The sequence below is a fragment of the Bacillus cereus group sp. N24 genome (assembly GCF_016483345.1).
Classification (GTDB): Bacteria; Bacillota; Bacilli; order Bacillales; family Bacillaceae_G; genus Bacillus_A; species Bacillus_A toyonensis.
The window spans coordinates 296,343-316,488 of record NZ_JAEHCA010000003.1; the positions used below are offsets into that span (position 1 = coordinate 296,343).

A 20,146-nucleotide genomic window follows, 5' to 3' on the forward strand; every position below is an offset into this window, starting at 1 on the left:
AGAGCTAGTTAAACTAGCTCTTCTTTACTTTACGTATAATTGTTGATTTGGATAAATTTGCTCTTGCTGCAATCCATTTTTTGCTTTTATTTCCTTAAGTGTCATACTAAATTTCCGTGCAATATTAACTAAAGTATCCCCTTTTTGTACGACATATAATGAGGAAGAAACAACTTCATTTCTTTGTTCATTTAAAACAAGTAATGGATTCATCGCATTCTTTTTCGCCATCGTCCATCTTCCTTGATGAAGTTCTAAATGTAAATGTGCACCTCGTGATTCTCCTGTGTTTCCTACTTCTCCAATTATTTCTCCTTTTGAAATATAATCCCCTTGAACTACGTGTCTCTTATTTAAATGTGCATACACAGCCTCATATTCTCCATGTTTAATAAATACAACGTTCCCATAACTATTTGAATAATAAGACTTTGTCACCTTACCATCTTGAATAGCTGCCACAGGTGCTCCGATCGGTGCAGCTATATCAATACCGTAGTGTTTTCCATGCCTTGTCCCAAAATAATCACTTATCTGTCCTTCCACAGGCCATGTCCATCGATTTTCTTCTGCGTAAACATGTAATTGAGATAAAAACAGTACAGTCAATAACATGACGCTACATTTTAACACTTTCATATACATCCTCCGTTTTCTAATTACCACCATACCTTCTCTATTTTGGTATATTACAGAAAAAAGTATACAAAAAAAGAAAGTGAATTACTCCACTTCCTTCTCTTTCTTATCACGAAAAACTAATGCGCTACGGTTATACTCCACATCTTTTACTTGTAATCGAGTATTTATTACTCTAGCTACTGCAAACAAATAATCAGATAATCTATTTACATACTTTAGAACAACTTCATTTGTTTCCACTTCTTTTTTCAACGATACGATAGAGCGCTCTGCTCTTCTCACAACAGTACGTGCAATATGAATGGTAGCTGATGCCTCGCTACCACCTGGTAAAATAAAGCGTTCTAATGGTGGCGCTTCTTCTATATACAAATCAATCCTTCTTTCTAAGCTTTCGACCATTTCGATCGTTACTTTATAAGGGATTTTCTCCTCCACTATCGCCAAATCTCCCCCGCAATCAAATAGTTCATGTTGAATATTTTCAAGTTCATTGTAAATATCTCCAAATGCCCCGCCTTGTAGCTTAGTCATCGCATATCCAATATGAGAATTCGCCTCATCTATCGTGCCATATGCTTCTACACGAATATTATCTTTATCCACCCTGCCACCTATTATACTTGTTTTCCCTTTATCTCCTGTTTTCGTATATAATTTCATTTCTTCACAGCACCTCTCTCGTTATTCTTAATTCGACTAAGATAGAAAAAAGTTCTACTATAATTTATTTAATTGATTTTACAAAAAAATAAAAAACAGTAGAACTTTATTTATTATTAACTTTAAAAACATATATCTAAATTATACGATTCGGCAAATATACAGAGAATATAGTTCCTTCTCCAACAACACTTGAGACAGAAATTTTCCCATCATGGCCTTGAACAATATTTTTAGCAATCGCAAGCCCGAGTCCTGTTCCACCCTTTTTCCCGCGTGTTCTTGCTTTATCAGCTTTGTAAAAACGATCAAACAAGAACGGGATATCTTCTTCTGGAATACCAACACCTGAATCTTGCACTTCGAAAGTAAGACCATTATTTTCCGTATGAATTACAAGTGCAACATGTCCACCTGCATTCGTATGACGAATTGCATTATCAATTAAATTCGTCAACACCTGTTCCATACGGTCTGCATCAAACGGATATTGTTCAATTGGACTTTGGAAATCTACTGTTAGTTCAACTTCTTTATCCTTTGCAATCCCTTGGAATTTACGGCCAATCTTTTCGACAAATGGATGAATATCTACTTCACCAATATGTAACTCTACGTGGCCACTTTCCATACGAGCTAAATCTAATAATTCATTTACAAGTTTACCTAAACGAACGGATTCATCATAAATAATTTGAACAAACTCATTAATTTCCTCTTTCGTTTGCACAATATCATCTAAAATCGCTTCACTATACCCTTGAAGCATGACCATTGGTGTACGAAGTTCATGTGATACATTGGCAATAAAGTCTTGACGCATCTTCTCAAGACGGCGTTCTTCCGTCATATCACGCAACACTGCTACAGCCCCACGAATTTTCGTTTGATTGTAAAGCGGCGTCATAAGAACTACGTAGTTACCTTTTTGCAAATTAATTTCAACAACTTGTTGTTGCTCACTTTCTACAACGCGATGGAATAGTTCCACAAGTTCAGAAGGTAGTTTTTTACTTAGCTCTATCTCTTTTTCTTCTTGCCAAACTTGTAAGAAATTTTCAGCCGGTGGATTAATAACTACGACTTCACCTTCTTGATTTAACGTAATAACTCCATCTGCCATACTACTCAAAATACTAGCTAACTGTTCTTTTTCTTGCTGCAAAGCATTCATATTAAACTTCAACTGTTTACCCATTTGATTTAAGGCCGTTGCAAGCTCACCAATTTCATCCTGAGATACCATAGGGGCCTTTGCATCAAACTTCCCACGTGCCACCTCAAAAGCAACCTCACGCATTTTACGAAGCGGTGCGGTAATTCGAGTAGATAAGAAGAACGCAAAGAAGGTTGTTAATATAATCGCAATCCCAGCCGATAAGAAAATAAAATCAGTCGTTCTCTCCATACCTTGTATTGGTACTTGTAAAGATTCATATACGAACACTGCACTTTGATTTTTTGATTGCACCGGTTTTCCGACAATCATAATATCATTTTCAGTATTTTTATTCTTCCTACTATTAGAAGCTTTTCTTATGTTGTTTTTAATTTCTTTTTTATCTTTAAAAACAGCAGCTAATTCTTTATCTTCTTTTAAATCATCTATTGTTAACGTAACTAATCCTTCTTGTTTCGGAGAAGATGAAATCTCCTTACCATCTTCTACAATAATGATTCTTGAAAGTGGGTCAGAGAATTTATACGCGATATTCTCAATCGTTTTTACATCGGCACCTTCTTCAATTAACTCTGAAACACTTGTTGCAACTTTCTGAAGCCTAGCTTCACTCATATCAACATAATACGTTCTAAAAAACTGTGAAAGTAAAATCGCAACAAATCCAAGAACAAACGAAACGAGAAGTAATATGGTCATCCATAACTTCCCTACTACACTTCTCCAAAGCATCAGTCGTTCACAACCTCAAACTTGTAACCTACGCCCCAAACGGTAACAATCATCTTCGCAGCATCTGGTGATTTTTTACTTAATTTCTCACGTAAACGCTTTACATGCGTATCCACTGTACGTAAATCTCCGAAGAATTCATATTGCCATACTTCTTTCAACAATTGCTCTCGATCGAATACCTTATCAGGAGCTTTCGCTAAGAATAATAGTAATTCATATTCTTTCGGCGTTAAGTTCACTTCATTACCATCTGCAGTAACACGATGTGCATCGTTATCAATTGTTAAGTGCGGGAACACAGTAACATCTTTCGTCGTTGTATCTTGTGTAAAGAATGTTGTTGGTACAGCACGACGTAACACCGCTTTCACACGAAGCACTACTTCACGTGGGCTAAATGGTTTTACAATATAATCATCCGTTCCAACTTCAAATCCTTGTACCCGATTTACTTCTTCACCTTTTGCCGTCAACATAATAATTGGTGTCGCTTTTTTCTCACGAACCCCTTTGCACACTTCGATACCATCTTTACCAGGCATCATAAGATCTAATAAGATTAAATCATAATCATTTTGCAACGCCATTTCTAAAGCTGTATCACCATTATCTGCTTCCTCAATTGTGTATTGCTCTCTTTCTAAGTACATTTTCAATAAACGACGAATGCGATCCTCATCGTCTACAATTAAAATTCTAAATTCATTTTCCATTTCTACCCGCTGCATATTTTCACATCAGCGGTTCACACCTACCCTTCTACACTATTATATTGCGCTATTCTCGGTTATTTAAGCACTCCTCTAAATGTTTCACTTCCCACTATTATGCTTCACAAGAATAATAAAGTTTGTTCAATTTTTTTCCAAAACTATGTATTTTATTTGAACAGTATATTATGTCCTCGACATCATTTTACAAAATCAACCGCTACTTTGTCATGTTTTTCTCAAAAAAGAAGAAAATTTGACAAAAATAAAATAGGAAAGTGACATACACTCTCCTATTTTATTTCTCTATGCATATGAATGTAAACCCGCAATGATTAAGTTCACTACAATAAAGTTAAACATAATGATCGCAAAACCAATTACTGCAAGCCACGCTGATTTTTCCCCATGCCATCCTTTAGATAATCGTAAATGTAATACTGCCGCATAAAAGAGCCACGTTATAAGTGCCCAAACCTCTTTCGGATCCCACCCCCAAAAACGCGTCCATGCTATTTGAGCCCAAATCATCGCAAAAATTAGCGCACCTAATGTGAAAACTGGGAATCCAATTGCAATAGATCGATATCCGATTTCATCCAGTAAATCACTATTCGTATTCTTTACTAGTGGCTGAAGTGCCGCTGATACTCGTTTGCGTAAAACAAGTCTTAATACAACATAAAGTAGTGTTCCAACTATTACTGACCAAATAACAGTATTTAATTTTTTCGCATTTACAATCGCTGGAACTTCGACTGTCGGTTCTAATTTATTTTCTGTCAGTAACTTCCCTTCATGTGGTCCAACTAAAGCTGGGAGATTATACTTCATCTCGACTTGTTGTTCATTTTTATCAATCCATTGAAACTTAGCTTCATATTTCATACTGGAGAATACTGTCGTTACCGCAATAAATCCAACTGTACAAACAAGTGTGAACACTACCGTTTCTAACCAAAATGTACGTTTACTTCTCGTTGATTGATCTACATTTTTCAATAAATACATAACGCCCGTAATAAAACTAATTGCTAAAATTGCTTGTCCTGCTGCTGCAGTCGTCACGTGAATGTGTAACCAGTTACTTTTTAAAGATGGGATAAGCGGGGATATTTCCCTCGGGAACATACTTGCATAGGCAATTAATAAAAGAGCAACTGGTAATGCAAATAGTCCAATTATACTTACGCGGTACATAAAATACATTACAATAAATGCTCCGACAAGCATCATACCGAAAAACGTACCGAATTCGAAAAAGTTACTAACTGGCGCATGACCTGATGCAATCCACCTTGTAACAAAATATACTGTTTGTGCTATAAATCCTAAAATTGTAATCGTTATTCCTACATTTGCCCATTTATGACCCTTTTCTTTAATTGCTCCCCCAAAAAATAGAGTTGCTATTAAATATAAAATAAATGCGGTAAAGAGAAAGTTACTACTTATTTGCACCATATCGTTTCCCCACCTTAACTAATTTTTTTATCAATTACTTTATCATTTGGCTGTGGAATTGCTGTACCTTCTAGTATTCTTTCAATATCTTTCTTTAAACCGAACCAATTTTTATTCGTATGTCCTGCAATCCACCATTCATCATTAACACGTTGTATCCAAATACGGCGATGATTCCAATACATACCTTGAATGACACCAACCATAAATATAAATCCTCCAATACCAAGAATCCAAAGCGTTAAATCTTTCCTAACCGTTAGAGCTGTCGCATTTTGCATTTCAACACCTGCAAATGACATTTTATATTTGTTGTTTCCATCTGCTTCTATATTTTGCTGAATACCAACGAAACTCACTTCACCATCTGGCGTCTCAGGCGTAAACATTTTAAATACGAATGCAGGGTTGTTTGGTAATTTTGTTTTTGTATTCGGTTTTCCATTCTCATCAAAATAAAAATCTGGAAAATAGCTTAATAGTTCTAAAGAATAACCATTTCCTAAATCGTATTTTTCTGTAGGATTCGCTAAATCTACTTTAATTGGTCCCCACTTTTGATTATTTTCTTTGTTTTGCAAGTGGAAGGACATACTTTTAAATTCACTTTCTTTATAATCCACTTGATACACTGCAAATTGATCAAATTTCAATGGCTCATTCACGCGAATTTCCGCTTCTTTTACTTTTTCTAATTTCGGTTTTTGCCCTGCTATATTTTCGCCTACCGCTTTATATAATACTGCATTCGTTTGGAAGTTTTTCGCAATCATTTTATCCCCAACACGGTCTATCGCTTCATCAAAAACTTCCTTATCCTTACTTTTATCATAAACTTCTTTTATAAACTTCTCATTTTTTAAATAGTATTGACCATCCGTCCCTGGTACTTCTTTCGTTTCACCATCACGTAACCAAAGAGCTTCGTCTACGTACATACTCGGTAAAAAACGAAGCATCGCACCGAATAAAAAGATAATAAGGCCGATATGATTTACATATGGACCCCAACGTGAGAAACGTCCCTTTTCCGCTAAAACGTTTCCGTCTTCCACTTTCACGTTATAGTTTCTTTTCTTTAAATTCTTTTGCACTCTTTCCAAGTCACCATCTTGCGGAGTACCAGTCCCGTATAATCTTTGTCTCTTTAAAAAGCTAGGATGTCTTTTTACCCCTTGTTTTTTTAAAGCTTTATAAAGGGGAATAACACGGTCTAAACTACATATCACAAGTGAAGTACCAATAGAAGCAATTAAAATCATGTACCACCATGAACCGTATAAATTATTAAATCCTAATTGATAGTATAATTGCCCTAAAAATCCGTATTCCTGTTTATAATATTCAGCTGGTGCAATTCCTGGCGTTATGTACATTTCTTGCGGAAAAATTGTTCCTATCGCTGATGCAGCTAAAGTTATTACGATTAGCCATACACCTACTTTTACAGAAGAGAAAAAGCTCCAAATTTTATCGACTATCGTTTTTGTTTGCGTGAGAGATCTCCGCGCACTCCCCTCATAGCGCATATCCAATAGTTTTACATTTTCATTGCTTTCAAATGGTTTCCCACAAGCTTCACAAAAAATGGTTCCTATCGGATTAACATGTCCACACTCACATTTAATTTCTTTCAACACTCTCACCGCCCCTGTATCTATATGTACTATTGTATATTCTAACCTCAAGTTACCGCAATACTCAGAATTTTTAAATCAGAGGCGCTATAGACATGCACCTCTTATGTAAAGGCTTTCTTTATTACGGAGTAATTTTCTTTAAATAGCCTTCTAACTGTTCTTTCGTTTGTTCACCTATAATTTGCTCCACTACTTTTCCATCTTTATCAATCAAAAAGCTTGTCGGTAATGGACCTACTCCATATGTGCCTATGATTTTTGTTCCTTTATCAATGGCAATTGGGAATTTCAAATCATATTGTTTCACAAAGTTCTTAACAGCAATATCTGTTTCATCTGCATCTAACGCAATAATTTCAACGCCTTTTTCTTTATACTTTGGATATAATTCATTCATATAAGGCATTTCTTTTTCACAAGGTTTACACCAAGTTCCCCAAAAGTTTAAAAATACACCTTTACCCTTTAAGTCCTTTAATTCAATTTTCTTTCCTTCCAAATCCGTCACAACAAAATTAGGTGCTTCTTTCCCAATTTGCATTTTCTCTTTATCAGTGAAAAACCCTTGATAAAGGGTAAATCCTACAGCACCGCTTAAAATGAGCAGGATGATAACACGAAATAATAAGCGATTTTTCTTCATCTTGTCTCCCCTCTCCTCGGTAAATGGTATGTATTCTTTTCTGTAAATGTTATATTGAATAAATCACCAGCAGAGCACTCCACTGGTGAAATTTTAACTCTATAGCTTATCTTGGCTTTGTAGAAGCAAGCGCGCGTAATTGTTTTACCTCATGTGGTGTCAATTCTCTTGCATCACCAGGTCGCAAACTACCCACTTCTAAAAAGGCATAACGTTCACGTTTTAATTTCACTACTTTACAGTCTAACGCTTCAAACATACGACGTACTTGACGGTTACGGCCTTCGTGAATTGTTAATTGTACAATCGCCATCTCTTTACGCTTGTCCCAAGAAATAATTTTCACATTTGCTGGTGCTGTCTTCCCGTCTTCTAATGTAACACCTCGTTCTAACATGCGAATTTTCTCACCTGTTAATGGCCCTTTTATTTTTGCAACATATGTTTTTTCAACTTTATATCTCGGGTGCATTAATACATTAGCGAAGTCCCCATCGTTTGTCATTAATAATACGCCAGACGTATCATAATCTAAGCGTCCGATTGGGAATAAACGTTGTGTAATTTCAGGGAAAAAGTCTGTTACAACATTTCTTCCTTTATCATCTGATACACTTGAAATTACGCCAGTTGGTTTATATAGTAAAAAATAAACAGGTTCTTCTTTTTCAAGAGGGATGTTATTTACTTCTACTTTATCTTGAGGAGTTACTTTTGTTCCTAACTCCTTCACTATTTTTCCATTAACTTTCACTTTTCCTTGCTGAATTAATTCCTCAGCCTTTCTTCTCGATGCAATACCTGCTTGTGCAATCACTTTTTGTAATCGTTCCATTTCTTTTTTTCACCTCGAATTTATCTTACCTTACATTAGAAAGACTTGGCAACCGCATACGTTTTACGACTGTTCGCCTCGTCTCACTTAAACAACATAGCGATGATATTAAACATATAAAGGGCAAATCATGTTTTTATCCTTTATTATTGTCCATATTTTTCATATTTCTCACAATAAAAGTTCATCATTTTGTCAAAAATACTGCATAAAAAAACCACTATTAAGCTACACCTTAATAGTGGTCGTATACGTATTATAAGCGAAATAGCCTAAAAAATGAATAGTATTACTGAAACAATAAAGAAACAAACACAATTGAGCAAATAATCCCGATTAAATCTGCAAAAAGTCCTACTTTTAATGCATCCCCCATTTTTCTAATCCCAACAGCTCCGAAGTATACTGTTAAAATATAAAAAGTCGTATCTGTACTCCCTTGCATCGTAGAAGCTAATCTCCCAATAAACGAATCTGGTCCATATGTTGCAATTAAATCAGTCGTAATACTTAAACCAGCAGAACCCGAAATTGGACGTATAAGCGCAAGTGGAACGATTTCTGCTGGGACATGAATTAAATCTAACATCGGCTTCATTACAGATATCATCGCATCTAAAGCACCTGATGCCCGAAAAATAGAAATGGATACAAGCATTCCAACCATAAACGGTAAAATGGAAACTGCAATTTGAATCCCTTCTTTTCCTCCCTCAACGAACGATTCATACGTTGGGACTTTCTTTATCGTGCCATATAAAAGGATAAAACCAATTACACAAGGGATTACCCATAATGAAATTGTATTTACAATACTCATTTTTTCCGCCCCTTTCTACTCCTTCTTCGGTAAAAATAGCGGTCAATCCAAATTGCCCCAATCATAGAGAGCACTTGTGCAATGAATGTTACCCCAACAATTTCAGTAGGATTTGCTGATTCATAAGTCATTCGAATCGAAATGACGGTAGTAGGAATTAAAGTAATAGCTGATGTATTTAATGCTAGAAACGTCACCATAGAGCGACTGGCCGAATCCTTCCCTCCATTTAATTCTTTCAGTTGTTCCATCGCTTTAATACCAAGAGGGGTTGCTGCATTACCTAGTCCAAAAAAGTTCGCCATCATATTCGATAGAATAAATCCCATTGACGGATGATCCTTCGGTATTTCTGGAAACAACCTTTTTACTATCGGCATAAAAAGTGTAACTAACTTTTTTAACAACCCTGCTTCCTCTGCAATTTTCATTAAGCCAAGCCAAAATACTAAAACGCTAATAAGTCCTATGCAAATCGTTACCGCATCTTTTGACCCATCAAATACAGCTTTCGTTACTTCTTCCATCGTTCCGTTTATCATGGCATACACAATCCCTATGACCGCCATCGCTGCCCAGACGAGATTAACCATCGTTCCCAACACCTATCATGTAAGAAAAAATTTCTTTCACATTGTTCCAGTACATACCCGTTGCAGCTACTAACTTCCGTTTACTATAAAATAAATTCCGTTCTCCGACTTTTTCATTACCAACATAAATGTCTGTCTTCCCAACCTTTACTCCCTCCGTAAGTTTTGCACTTTTATCAAGTTCAACTTTTAATACTACGTTCTTTTTTTCTTCTTCAGTTAACGGTACCGAAAAACTATTTTTCGTATAAACATGATTGGCATATTTCTTTTCATTTATTTCAGCAAGCGCTCCTTGTCCTAAAACTTTTGTTTGCTTAAAACGTTCAAACCCTTTGTCAAATAGATTCATATGATCATCCCAATCACTAGAAGCACTCAAAGTTACGACAATTAAATCTAGTCCATCTTTTGATGCCGTTGTAACAAGCGTTCGTCCTGCTTTTTTCGTAAAACCTGTTTTCCCACCTGTTGCAAATTCATAATAGGATGTCACAAGCTTATGTTTATTTTTCCACGGATAATCCCATGAATTTGATTTATACTTTTTTGTGCCAAAAATTTTCTTAAAGGTCTCGTTCCCCATTGCATATTTCGTTAACAGTGCCATATCATAAGCCGAAGAATAATGAGAGCCATCTCCATCCAAACCATGAGGATTTGAGAAGTGAGTATCTTTCATTCCAATTTGTTTCGCCTTTTCATTCATTAAATATACGAACCCCTCTATACTCCCTCCTACATTTTCAGCAATTACTTGCGCTGCGTCATTACCTGATCTAAGCATAAGTCCGTATACTAAATCCTCTAGCTTTACTTTCTGTCCAGGTTTTAAATAAATCGCCGATCCTTCCACCCTGACTGCTTCATTACTAACTGATACCATTTCTTTCATTTTTCCTGATTCAGCAGCTAACAAGGCTGTCATAATTTTTGTTATACTAGCAATTTTTTGTGGCTCATGTTCTGCTTTTCCGTATAATACACGACCAGAACTTTGCTCCATTAATACAGCATTTCGAGCGCTAACATTACTGTTCATCTTTGCATATGTAGGAATCGGCATAACGCTTGCGTACATAATAAGAAGCGTAATGATTACACAAATTCGTCTCATATTTCCCCCCACGTCCTTTTGGCACTTTTTGTACAAGTGTATGCTTGGCCTTTTAAAATATGAACGAAATCTTCCTTCTGCTCCCATTAAAAAAGACGCAAGGAATTTGCGTCTAATATGGTGTCCATTCAATTTGTTTCGCAGTTTCAAATCTTTTTTCTACATCAGGCCAATTCACAACATTCCACCAATTTTTAATATATTCATCTTTTCGATTTTGGTATTGTAAATAATACGCATGTTCCCATACATCTAGTACAAGGAGCGGTATCGTATCCCATTGTGTAAACAATTGATGAAGTGTACTCTGCAAAATTTCTAACCTTCCAGATCGGGGGACCCAAACGAGAATCGCCCAGCCTGAACCTTCTACTTTAGAGGCTGCTTCCGTAAAATGTTTTTGAAAACGTAAAAAGCTCCCAAAATCTTGTTCAATTTGTTGTGAAAAAGCCCCTCTTGGACTTCCACCACCATCTTTTTTCATGTTATTCCAAAATATCGTGTGTAAATAATGTCCTGATCCATGAAAAGCCGCTTCTCGTTCCCAATGCTTAATTAAATCAAATTGATTTGTTTTTCTCGCTTCCTCCATCATCTTCTCTGCTTTATTTAACCCTTCTACATAACTACGATGATGTTTATCATGGTGTAACATCATAATTTCTCTAGAAATATACGGCTCTAACGCGTTATATGGATAAGGTAATGGTGGGAGTGTATGCCCTCCAATTGGAACAGCTCGTTCACTATCCCCTCTTTCATATAGTTCATATTCCTCTTCTTCTTGCATAAATACTTCCTGCAGATGATGTTGAATATGTTCTACATCATCGCTTATTTCATACATAAACTCCGCATCCGTTTCGTACTCATGCTCTTTCATACGCTCTAATAATGTCTGAATTTTATAAGCAAGCATATGGACATCATACACTTCCATTGCGCGGCTATCTAATACGTGAAGAACACTTTCACACCAACTTTCTACTTCATGAAAGTAATCTGTAAATACACCTTGCTGACTCATGTTACACCTCCTTATTGCTATCCACTTAAATATATTCAATGAAAATCCCTTATATAACTGTACAAAAGGAAAAGAAGCTAAGTCTCCTTAGCTTCTTTTCCTTAATTAGTATTTGTGTAACATCTTCGTTTGGTAATCTGTCTCATAATATTCTAGTTCTTCACGCATCAATTGAAATTTACCTTCTAAATTCTTCATCACTTGCTCTATAGATGAAGGTGGTGTTTGTTGAAAAACGATAGAATTTTTTCCTGTATATGCAGATCGACTATTTTCATACCAATGATCACTCTTCGGGGAAAAAAACTCTGCAATTACTTGATGATATATCTTATATAAAATTTTTTCAGCTGCTGTTTTTCGAAATGGCTGGCTATTCAGCAAAACAAAACATGCATCATGTCCTTCTTCGCAAAAAACGAGAAGACGTCTCATTGATGCTAATAACCCTTTATAATATTGCTCGTTCCCAGCTGGTGTCTCTTCTAATAAAAAAGGCAACGTATGATAATTTACATAATTGGTTATCAAAGTAATCGCATCTTCTAAAAATATAGAAACTTGTTCTGTTTGATTTTCAACCATCAAATTAGACATTTCTTCCCTCTCCCTTTCCATTTCACGCTATTTCTATTCTTTTATTTTTATGTAATTCAGCCAATATTTCTTGTACTTTCAACACTGTTCTCTCATCAAAATATTGTTGAAATTCTTCTATATTATTTAAATATAAACGTTTTTGCGCACGGAGCTCCTTATCTTTCACTAAACAACATATCGCTACAATATCCCGTAAATATATGTCTTGTTCTTCTACTTTACACACTGGATTTCCTTCAAAAGGAGTAATTTCTTGTATAACTTCTTCAAAATAGCGAACGTATAAAACTGAAAAAGTTTTCTCTTTATCATTTAATATATATGTCACTTCAGATCTGTTAAAAAAATCTTCTGATGTATTAGGTTTTGCTTTCTCTAACTCATGCCCCGCATAACCTATTATAATCATATACTTCCCCTCTCTTCCTTCTTTCACTCCATTTTAACTTAACTTTCTGATAAACGAAATATTCTTTTAAATATACCTATATAAAAAATAGCTTACCTATACAGGAATTTACCTTTTTATTTTTCTTGAAGTTTGTCATAATAATATTATTGTCTCAGTTTTCTTATACAAGGAGAGTTGTATTTATGTCGTTTTCATGGAAACGTTTCTTACAAATCGGGAAAATTATCTTCCCATTTGTTGTATTAACAGTTGTATTCTTTCAAGCAAAAAAAGAATTAGCGGGCATTTCTTTTTTAGAAGCGATTGATACAATTAAAAACATTCCAACTGGAGGAGTCTTTTTAGCAATTACACTTGGTGCATTCGCTGTATCAACGATGTTCTTTTATGATTATGTTATGCTTCGTTACTTAAAAGCTGATATACCTGTCCAAAAGATTTTCCGTATCTCATGGATTGCGAATACTTTAAATGGTTTTATTGGATTTGGTGGCCTCGTTGGAGCTGGTGTACGAACAATGCTTTATCGTCCATACATAAAAGAAAATGGCAAGCTTATTAAAAGTATTGCCTGGATGACGACTGCCTTTATTAACGGATTAGCCATACTTTCATTCCTCGGTCTTATCGGAATATTAGACACAAGATTTATTTTGCATGAAAAACCGTGGTTATGGCCTGTCCTTATCTTCTTTGCCCTTTTCGTCCCTATATACATCGGCTTTTCTAAACTTAAAAATAGAAAAACAACGCAAACCGAAGGACAAGAAGAGGAAGAGAAAAATCCAACTGTTTTATACTCATTAGTTTCATTAGTCGAATGGGTATCTGCTGGTATCGTTATGTACGTCATTTTAATACTGTTTGGAATTGAAGTTGACTTTCAAAAGTTTTTAGGTGTATATGTAATTGCTGCCTTAGCTGGCGTCGTTAGTCTTGTCCCTGGTGGGCTTGGTTCATTTGACCTTGTCTTCTTAACTGGACTAGGACAATACGGCATTGATACAGGTGTTTTACTGCCTGCTATGTTACTATATCGCCTCGTCTATTACATTTTACCATTCTGCCTTGGTCTCATTTTTGCGGCTTTCGAAATGACAGGAGTGGCCATTAAAAAGTTTGAAGATAAACCTTTTATTGCGCCTGCATTAGAAACCACTGGCGTTATATGGACTTTGCAGCGTGACTTTCTAGGGAAATTAGGTTCATGGGCATCTGCTGCTTTAACAGTATTTGCTGGCTTAATGGTTATTTTATCGACTATTTTACCAACAAGTATAAACCGGGCACACGCCTTACATATTTTAGCTCCAAAGCATCTGATTCAGTTTTCTTTTAGCTTATCGCTAACATTCGGTATTCTCCTTCTAATCCTTTCAAGGGGAATATATTACGGAACAAAACGTTCTTATTATATGACAATTATTTCTTTAATTGGAGCGGCTATCTTTAATACGCTAAAAGGAATTGATATTGAAGAAACATTTATTTTGTTAATCGTACTCGCTGTATTATATATGCTTCGTAAAAGATTCGTACGCGAGAAAATGGAAATCTCACTTTCTGATATCGTAAAAGTTTTTATATTCTTACTTGTAACGTTATATTTATATAAAAACTTAGGTATTTTATTTGCAGGTGCAAAAGAAGCTTTTAAACCTGATTTCGTCGTTCGTAATATTACCCAAGTGAAACGAAGTGCATTAGCAGCTGCCTTTTTCGTTCCTACTTTTTTACTAATTGGCTCACTCATTGCCAATCGTTATCGAAATGAATTTCCCGGGCAACCAGCAAATGATAAAAGGTTACAAAACTTCTTAGATGAACACGGTGGAAATGTACTTAGTCATTTAGGTTATTTAGGAGATAAACAATTCTTCTTTAGCAGTGATGGGAAAGCGCTCCTTCTCTTCTCCATAACTGGAAAACGTCTTGTTGTATTAGGTGATCCAATTGGTGACCCTTCCTCCTATCGTAATGTGTTGCAAGAGTTTTTAGCTGAAGCTGATCGATTTGGATACATTTGTGTATTTTATCAAATCGAAAGTAAATGGATGAGTTTATATCATGATTTTGGTTATAACTTCTTTAAACTTGGTGAAGAAGCTGTCGTTGATTTAAATACATTTACAATAACAGGAAAGAAACGCGCTGGTATGCGAGCGACTTTCAATCGTTTTGAAAGAGAAGGCTATACATTCTCTATTCATCAGCCGCCATTCTCAGACGAATTATTCGAAGAGTTACGGAAAGTTTCTGATGCATGGCTCGGTGGAAAAAAAGAGAAAGGTTTTTCACTTGGATACTTCGATCGTGAATATATTAGCCGTGCTCCTATCGCTACATTATCTGATGCGGATGGAAAGATTATCGCATTCACAACCTTTATGCCCGTATATCAAAACGGATCATTGTCTGTTGATTTAATGCGCTATTATCCAGATGCACCTAGTGGAATTATGGACGCAATTTTCATTCACTTATTCCAATGGGCAAAAGAAAATGAATATCACTCCTTTAATATTGGTATGGCGCCACTTTCCAATGTTGGGTTATCAACACAATCATTTTGGTCTGAAAGAGTTGCTGCTGCAATCTTTAATAACGTTCGTTATACGTATAGTTTCAGCGGATTACGACATTTTAAAGAGAAATACAAACCAGCATGGAGCGGTAAATATTTAGCATTTAGGAAGAATCATTCTTTACCAATTACGATGCTCTCTGTAACAAAACTAATAGGAAAAAGAAAAAACAGCTAAAAATTTAGCTGTTTTTTCTTTTTTGAACTTGTACGATAAAATCCTTCTCATATTTCTTACCATTTATATAAAAAGTTCCCCACAGTTTATACGTGCCCTGGGCAGGAAATGTAATACGATACTGTAATTGCTCATCCGTATCAACAGGCATAGCGTATAAAAAGTTTTTCCTCGTTTCATCTACGATATAAAGAGTTTCCTCTTCTCCTCTCTCTGAATGTAATTTCAATTTTTCACCCTTTTTTGCTTGAAACTGAAATGTTAACGTCACCGGCTCATTTGGATGTAATGCACCGAATAAAAGAGAAACTTCATGCTCTCCAATTTTTTTTGTAAGTACACTATCGACTGGCAGGTTCACCTTCTTCTTATTTTTTTCTTCTTTTTCTCTCCCAAAATCTGTCTTCGCGAATGATTCTACTGACTTATTTTTGTCTTCATATAAAAATATTGTATACGCTTCATCTTTCGCTATTTTGGAAGATAACTTATATGATCCATTCCCTGCAAATGTAGGTTTAATTTGTTGTATATGTTTTAACTGTTCATCTACAATAACTGCCCGAATTTGATCATTTACACCACGAACCTCATTATTCTTTTTATTTAGTAATTGAAACAAAATATCTACTTTATCATTTCCTTTTCCATTTGATACATCCCATTTTACTTCTTGAACATCTCCTACCGTCTCTACGGATTCCTGATATTTTTTTATGTAAAATCCTCCCGCCACAATAAGTACCAAAGCTACAAGTCCAATGACAAGATTTTTCAAAAAATCACCTACCATTTTTATTGTCTCTGTTTATACAAAACTTCTTTCATATATATTCTAGATTATGATTTATGAAATCCTCCTCTTTTGCACATATTACAAATAATTAAAAAGATTTTAATTGAACGGATTCGTAGTGTATAATGCAAATGATATTGATTTCTATCAATACATTATAAGGAGGACTTTTCATGAGTGTACATATTGAAGCAAAACAAGGCGAAATCGCTGAATCTATTCTATTACCTGGTGATCCATTACGCGCAAAATATATCGCTGAAACATTTCTAGAGGACGTTACTTGCTATAATAACGTGCGTGGTATGTTAGGTTTCACTGGAACTTATAAAGGAAAACGTGTATCTGTTCAAGGTACAGGTATGGGTGTTCCTTCTATTTCTATTTATGTAAACGAACTAATCCAAAGCTACGGAGTTAAAAATTTAATTCGTGTTGGGACTTGCGGTGCAATTCAAAAGGACGTAAAAGTACGTGACGTTATTATTGCAATGACAGCTTGTACTGATTCGAATATGAACCGTTTAACATTCCCAGGTTTTGATTTTGCACCAGCTGCAAACTTTGACCTTTTAAAGAAAGCTTACGATGCAGGAACTGAAAAAGGATTACACGTTCGTGTTGGTAACGTTTTAACAGCAGATGTTTTTTATCGTGAAAGCATGGACATGGTTAAAAAACTTGCAGATTACGGTGTATTAGCAGTAGAGATGGAAACAACTGCTCTTTACACATTAGCAGCGAAATATGGTGTAAATGCATTATCTGTATTAACAGTAAGCGATCACATCTTCACTGGTGAAGAAACAACATCTGAAGAACGTCAAACTACATTTAACGAGATGATTGAAATCGCTTTAGATGCAGCAATTCAACAATAATACATTAAAGAACTCGTCATACGTCTGTCGAGTTCTTTTTATGTGACTTTTTATAAAAAACTACTTTAGAAAGAGACAGATTTCTCCCTCTACTTTCTTGTCACGTTTGTTATAATAAAGTGAAATCATTTACAGTATTTCTCATAAGAGGTGAAGCAGTGAAAAACAGAAGTATCGTCTTTAAACTATTTTTATTAACATCAACATTATTTACAATCATATTCCTCCTCTTTTTCCTAGGACAGTCTCTATTTTTAGAGAAATTTTATATTAATAAAAAAGTAAAAACCGTTCAAACTGCCTTTGAAAAATTCGTAGATAATTACGAAAAAAGCGGCAAAAGTTATGAGGAAATTAGAAAACTAAAACAAGAATTTCATGATAAAACAAATGCTGAAATGCAATTTTTAGATTCTAATGGCATTATTAAAAGTGACACCAATTACTACATTGATGTAATTGGTCCTAACGATACAACGTATTCCATTCCACTCAACAATATTTTAACACCTGAAGAATATAATAAATTTGAAAATTTAGGTTTAAAAAAAGATGGAATAATATCCGTCTTTGGATTCTTACACGGTAATATAATCACACCAATTGCATTAAAAACAAATTATAATCAGTGGAGCAATGGAAATATTACTTCCGATATGCAATTAATTGGTGAAAATCCATCTAAAAACAGACTTACAAACCGATATAAACAACAAGGATTTACTACGGTGGACTTTGAGGGTGTAATATCTAAATTACAGCTTCCTTCCAAGGCTGAGGTCCGTCTTGCAAATGATTTTGAAACATTACAAGCTGTTCAATCCTTTGCAAACACTATTAGACAAGGGATTTTCAATTCAAATCAACTAATCATATATCCCATAGATGCTGGCGAAAACTTAAAAAATCGTATCTTTGTAAAACCTATTATTGAAAACGGAAAAATTACAGAGTACGCCTTTGCGATAGTATCTTTGCAACCTGTTAATGAAGCGATGCTCGTTTTAAAAGATTATTATGTCTATGCCTTAATCATTGTGTTTCTCGTGATTATTTTATTATCCTTCTACTATTCAAAAATTATTGTGAAACCATTAATTAAGATTAATCGCGTTACAAAGAAAATGGCTAATTTTGATTTTAGCGAGAAACTACCTGTTACAGCAGACGATGAAATTGGCGGGCTTTCCGGCAGTATCAATACATTATCTGTAAACTTAAAAGACAGAATTGATCGATTAAATGTTGCCAATACAAAATTACAACAAGATATTGAACGTGAACGTCAATTAGAGAAGACGAGGAAAGAATTCATTTCTGGTGTATCCCACGAATTAAAAACACCACTTAGTGTAATTAGAAGTTTCGCAGAAGGGATTCAAGATGGTGTTAGTAAAGATACAACGTATTATACAGATGTTATTTTAGAAGAAACAGAAAATATGAACAGACTTATTGTTGAAATGTTAGAATTAGCAAAACTAGAATCGGGTACGTACAAACTAGAAATGACAACATTCTCAATCGGTGAATTAATTCAGCAAGTCCATACAAAGTTATTATTTAGCATGGAGGAAAAGCAGTTACAAGTGGACGTCGATGCAGACACTTCTATATTTGTTAAAGCGAATCGTAGTCGTATTGAGCAAGTAGTTGTGAACTTACTTAGCAATGCAATTCGCTATACGCCCGATGGAGAAAGAATACAAGTCTCTATTATAGAAACCGAAGATACAGTAAAAGTCGAAATCGAGAATACAGGAAATCCTATCCCAGAAGAAAGTCTTGAAAAAATTTGGGATCGCTTCTATCGTTTAGATGCATCACGCAGTCGTCATACTGGTGGTACCGGTCTCGGGTTATCTATTGTAAAAAACATTTTAGATCTCCATCATGCCAAGTACGGTGTATATAATACGAATAATAGCGTTGTATTCTATTTTAATTTACCAAATGTAAAAGAAGTCAAATAATTTGTCTTAATTTCACTAGGAGTTCACATGAAATTCACACTCTCCCTTTATAGTAAGAAACAAGTTAATCCTTTCCTTTACACATATAAAAGAGGAGAGTGCGTGAAATGAAACAAGCAGGACAACCTATTCAAAGTGAAAAACAATTAGAAACTATCAAAAATATACTTTTACAATCTTCGAAACGTGATGGCTTATTATTCGTATTAGCCGTAAATTCTGGCTTAAAAGTAAGCGAAATCTTACAATTAAAAGTTAGCGATGTCATCGATGAAAACGAAAATGTTCGTCATTCCATTTTATTTTACAATGAAAAAGTAAAGAAACATAAATGGTTTGCTGTAAATGAAGACTTACAGCACGCAATCGAAGACTACATGAAAGAACGTAAAACTTGGAAACGCAATGAGCCATTATTAAAGTCTCAAAAAGGAACAAAATCTATTACGAGACAACATGCATGGTACATTTTAAACAAAGCTGCAAAAGAAGTTGGATTAGAAGGGATTAGCTCACATACACTTCGAAAAACTTGGGGCTATTGTGCATACAAATCAGGTGTTGACATTGCATTTTTACAACACTTCTTTGATCATAGTACTCCATCAAAAACTTTAAAGTATATCGGTATCGCTTAATACCTCTTATACATA

General features: G+C 35.0%; 19 protein-coding genes. 4 read left to right on the forward strand and 15 right to left on the reverse strand.

Going from position 1 to position 20,146, the window contains the following annotated elements; genetic code table 11:
• Window positions 1-24: 24 nt before the first annotated feature.
• The 14 genes from JDS95_RS07425 to JDS95_RS07490 form a co-directional block, all read right to left on the reverse strand.
• Complete coding sequence (locus JDS95_RS07425; RefSeq protein ID WP_000866131.1) at window positions 25-639, reverse strand: peptidoglycan DD-metalloendopeptidase family protein; 615 nt, start codon at window positions 637-639, stop codon at window positions 25-27.
• An 84-nt stretch (window positions 640-723) separates the two neighbouring features.
• Window positions 724-1,305 carry a cob(I)yrinic acid a,c-diamide adenosyltransferase gene (locus JDS95_RS07430; protein ID WP_000781253.1) on the reverse strand — a complete coding sequence of 194 codons (582 nt, stop codon included), beginning with the start codon at window positions 1,303-1,305 and terminating at the stop codon, window positions 724-726.
• 136 nt (window positions 1,306-1,441) lie between these two features.
• Entirely contained in the window at window positions 1,442-3,217 is a 1,776-nt protein-coding gene (gene resE, locus JDS95_RS07435; RefSeq protein ID WP_000964660.1) for a sensor histidine kinase ResE, read from the reverse strand.
• On the reverse strand, window positions 3,217-3,933 hold the full coding sequence (gene resD, locus JDS95_RS07440; RefSeq protein ID WP_000426665.1) for a DNA-binding response regulator ResD: 717 nt from the start codon (window positions 3,931-3,933) through the stop codon (window positions 3,217-3,219). Before resD ends, resE begins: the two co-directional genes overlap by 1 nt.
• Window positions 3,934-4,236: 303 nt before the next feature.
• On the reverse strand, window positions 4,237-5,394 hold the full coding sequence (gene resC, locus JDS95_RS07445; RefSeq protein ID WP_000250078.1) for a cytochrome c biogenesis protein ResC: 1,158 nt from the start codon (window positions 5,392-5,394) through the stop codon (window positions 4,237-4,239).
• Window positions 5,395-5,408: 14 nt separating this feature from the next.
• Window positions 5,409-7,034 (reverse strand): cytochrome c biogenesis protein ResB, encoded by a 1,626-nt coding sequence (gene resB, locus JDS95_RS07450; RefSeq protein WP_000910514.1) that lies wholly within the window; start codon window positions 7,032-7,034, stop codon window positions 5,409-5,411.
• 121 nt (window positions 7,035-7,155) lie between these two features.
• On the reverse strand, window positions 7,156-7,677 hold the full coding sequence (gene resA / locus JDS95_RS07455; RefSeq protein WP_000742207.1) for a thiol-disulfide oxidoreductase ResA: 522 nt from the start codon (window positions 7,675-7,677) through the stop codon (window positions 7,156-7,158).
• A gap of 106 nt (window positions 7,678-7,783) precedes the next feature.
• A complete protein-coding gene (gene rluB / locus JDS95_RS07460; RefSeq protein ID WP_000440550.1) occupies window positions 7,784-8,512 on the reverse strand; it encodes a 23S rRNA pseudouridine(2605) synthase RluB in 729 nt (242 codons plus the stop codon).
• Window positions 8,513-8,801: 289 nt separating this feature from the next.
• Window positions 8,802-9,332, reverse strand: a complete 531-nt coding sequence (spmB, locus tag JDS95_RS07465; RefSeq protein WP_000029515.1) for a spore maturation protein SpmB — start codon at window positions 9,330-9,332, stop codon at window positions 8,802-8,804.
• Window positions 9,329-9,925, reverse strand: a complete 597-nt coding sequence (spmA, locus tag JDS95_RS07470) for a spore maturation protein SpmA (RefSeq protein WP_000247802.1) — start codon at window positions 9,923-9,925, stop codon at window positions 9,329-9,331. The genes spmB and spmA overlap by 4 nt, the downstream gene beginning before the upstream one ends.
• Entirely contained in the window at window positions 9,918-11,042 is a 1,125-nt protein-coding gene (gene dacB / locus JDS95_RS07475) for a D-alanyl-D-alanine carboxypeptidase DacB (RefSeq protein WP_001252631.1), read from the reverse strand. The genes spmA and dacB overlap by 8 nt, the downstream gene beginning before the upstream one ends.
• A gap of 112 nt (window positions 11,043-11,154) precedes the next feature.
• On the reverse strand, window positions 11,155-12,069 hold the full coding sequence (locus tag JDS95_RS07480) for a superoxide dismutase (protein WP_000082675.1): 915 nt from the start codon (window positions 12,067-12,069) through the stop codon (window positions 11,155-11,157).
• Between the two features lie 105 nt (window positions 12,070-12,174).
• Window positions 12,175-12,666, reverse strand: coding sequence for a YpuI family protein (locus JDS95_RS07485; RefSeq protein WP_000067560.1), 492 nt, complete (start codon window positions 12,664-12,666; stop codon window positions 12,175-12,177).
• A 22-nt stretch (window positions 12,667-12,688) separates the two neighbouring features.
• Window positions 12,689-13,078, reverse strand: a complete 390-nt coding sequence (locus tag JDS95_RS07490; RefSeq protein ID WP_000583780.1) for a hypothetical protein — start codon at window positions 13,076-13,078, stop codon at window positions 12,689-12,691.
• 185 nt (window positions 13,079-13,263) lie between these two features.
• Between JDS95_RS07490 and mprF the strand changes: the two genes are divergently transcribed.
• Window positions 13,264-15,843: a bifunctional lysylphosphatidylglycerol flippase/synthetase MprF gene (gene mprF / locus JDS95_RS07495; protein ID WP_000010879.1), complete on the forward strand. Its 2,580-nt coding sequence runs from the start codon at window positions 13,264-13,266 to the stop codon at window positions 15,841-15,843.
• Window positions 15,844-15,847: 4 nt separating this feature from the next.
• On the opposite strand, the gene JDS95_RS07500 is transcribed toward mprF, so the two are convergent.
• Window positions 15,848-16,636, reverse strand: coding sequence for a hypothetical protein (locus tag JDS95_RS07500; RefSeq protein ID WP_000232578.1), 789 nt, complete (start codon window positions 16,634-16,636; stop codon window positions 15,848-15,850).
• A 176-nt stretch (window positions 16,637-16,812) separates the two neighbouring features.
• Between JDS95_RS07500 and deoD the strand changes: the two genes are divergently transcribed.
• From deoD to JDS95_RS07515, 3 genes are all read left to right on the forward strand, one after another.
• The gene (deoD, locus tag JDS95_RS07505; protein ID WP_000110704.1) at window positions 16,813-17,520 is read left to right on the forward strand and encodes a purine-nucleoside phosphorylase; all 708 of its coding nucleotides are present in this window, start codon (window positions 16,813-16,815) and stop codon (window positions 17,518-17,520) included.
• 158 nt (window positions 17,521-17,678) lie between these two features.
• Complete coding sequence (locus tag JDS95_RS07510) at window positions 17,679-19,493, forward strand: sensor histidine kinase (RefSeq protein ID WP_000797525.1); 1,815 nt, start codon at window positions 17,679-17,681, stop codon at window positions 19,491-19,493.
• Between the two features lie 107 nt (window positions 19,494-19,600).
• A complete protein-coding gene (locus tag JDS95_RS07515) occupies window positions 19,601-20,131 on the forward strand; it encodes a tyrosine-type recombinase/integrase (RefSeq protein ID WP_000806240.1) in 531 nt (176 codons plus the stop codon).
• Window positions 20,132-20,146 lie beyond the last annotated feature (15 nt).

Coding starts and splice junctions, on each gene's coding strand:
- JDS95_RS07425 (WP_000866131.1), bottom strand. CDS start 639: ATGAAAGTGTTAAAATGTAGCGTCATGTTATTGACTGTACTGTTTTTA.
- JDS95_RS07430 (WP_000781253.1), bottom strand. CDS start 1,305: ATGAAATTATATACGAAAACAGGAGATAAAGGGAAAACAAGTATAATA.
- resE (WP_000964660.1), bottom strand. CDS start 3,217: ATGCTTTGGAGAAGTGTAGTAGGGAAGTTATGGATGACCATATTACTT.
- resD (WP_000426665.1), bottom strand. CDS start 3,933: ATGGAAAATGAATTTAGAATTTTAATTGTAGACGATGAGGATCGCATT.
- resC (WP_000250078.1), bottom strand. CDS start 5,394: ATGGTGCAAATAAGTAGTAACTTTCTCTTTACCGCATTTATTTTATAT.
- resA (WP_000742207.1), bottom strand. CDS start 7,677: ATGAAGAAAAATCGCTTATTATTTCGTGTTATCATCCTGCTCATTTTA.
- rluB (WP_000440550.1), bottom strand. CDS start 8,512: ATGGAACGATTACAAAAAGTGATTGCACAAGCAGGTATTGCATCGAGA.
- spmB (WP_000029515.1), bottom strand. CDS start 9,332: ATGAGTATTGTAAATACAATTTCATTATGGGTAATCCCTTGTGTAATT.
- spmA (WP_000247802.1), bottom strand. CDS start 9,925: ATGGTTAATCTCGTCTGGGCAGCGATGGCGGTCATAGGGATTGTGTAT.
- dacB (WP_001252631.1), bottom strand. CDS start 11,042: ATGAGACGAATTTGTGTAATCATTACGCTTCTTATTATGTACGCAAGC.
- JDS95_RS07480 (WP_000082675.1), bottom strand. CDS start 12,069: ATGAGTCAGCAAGGTGTATTTACAGATTACTTTCATGAAGTAGAAAGT.
- JDS95_RS07485 (WP_000067560.1), bottom strand. CDS start 12,666: ATGTCTAATTTGATGGTTGAAAATCAAACAGAACAAGTTTCTATATTT.
- JDS95_RS07490 (WP_000583780.1), bottom strand. CDS start 13,078: ATGATTATAATAGGTTATGCGGGGCATGAGTTAGAGAAAGCAAAACCT.
- mprF (WP_000010879.1), top strand. CDS start 13,264: ATGTCGTTTTCATGGAAACGTTTCTTACAAATCGGGAAAATTATCTTC.
- JDS95_RS07500 (WP_000232578.1), bottom strand. CDS start 16,636: ATGGTAGGTGATTTTTTGAAAAATCTTGTCATTGGACTTGTAGCTTTG.
- deoD (WP_000110704.1), top strand. CDS start 16,813: ATGAGTGTACATATTGAAGCAAAACAAGGCGAAATCGCTGAATCTATT.
- JDS95_RS07515 (WP_000806240.1), top strand. CDS start 19,601: ATGAAACAAGCAGGACAACCTATTCAAAGTGAAAAACAATTAGAAACT.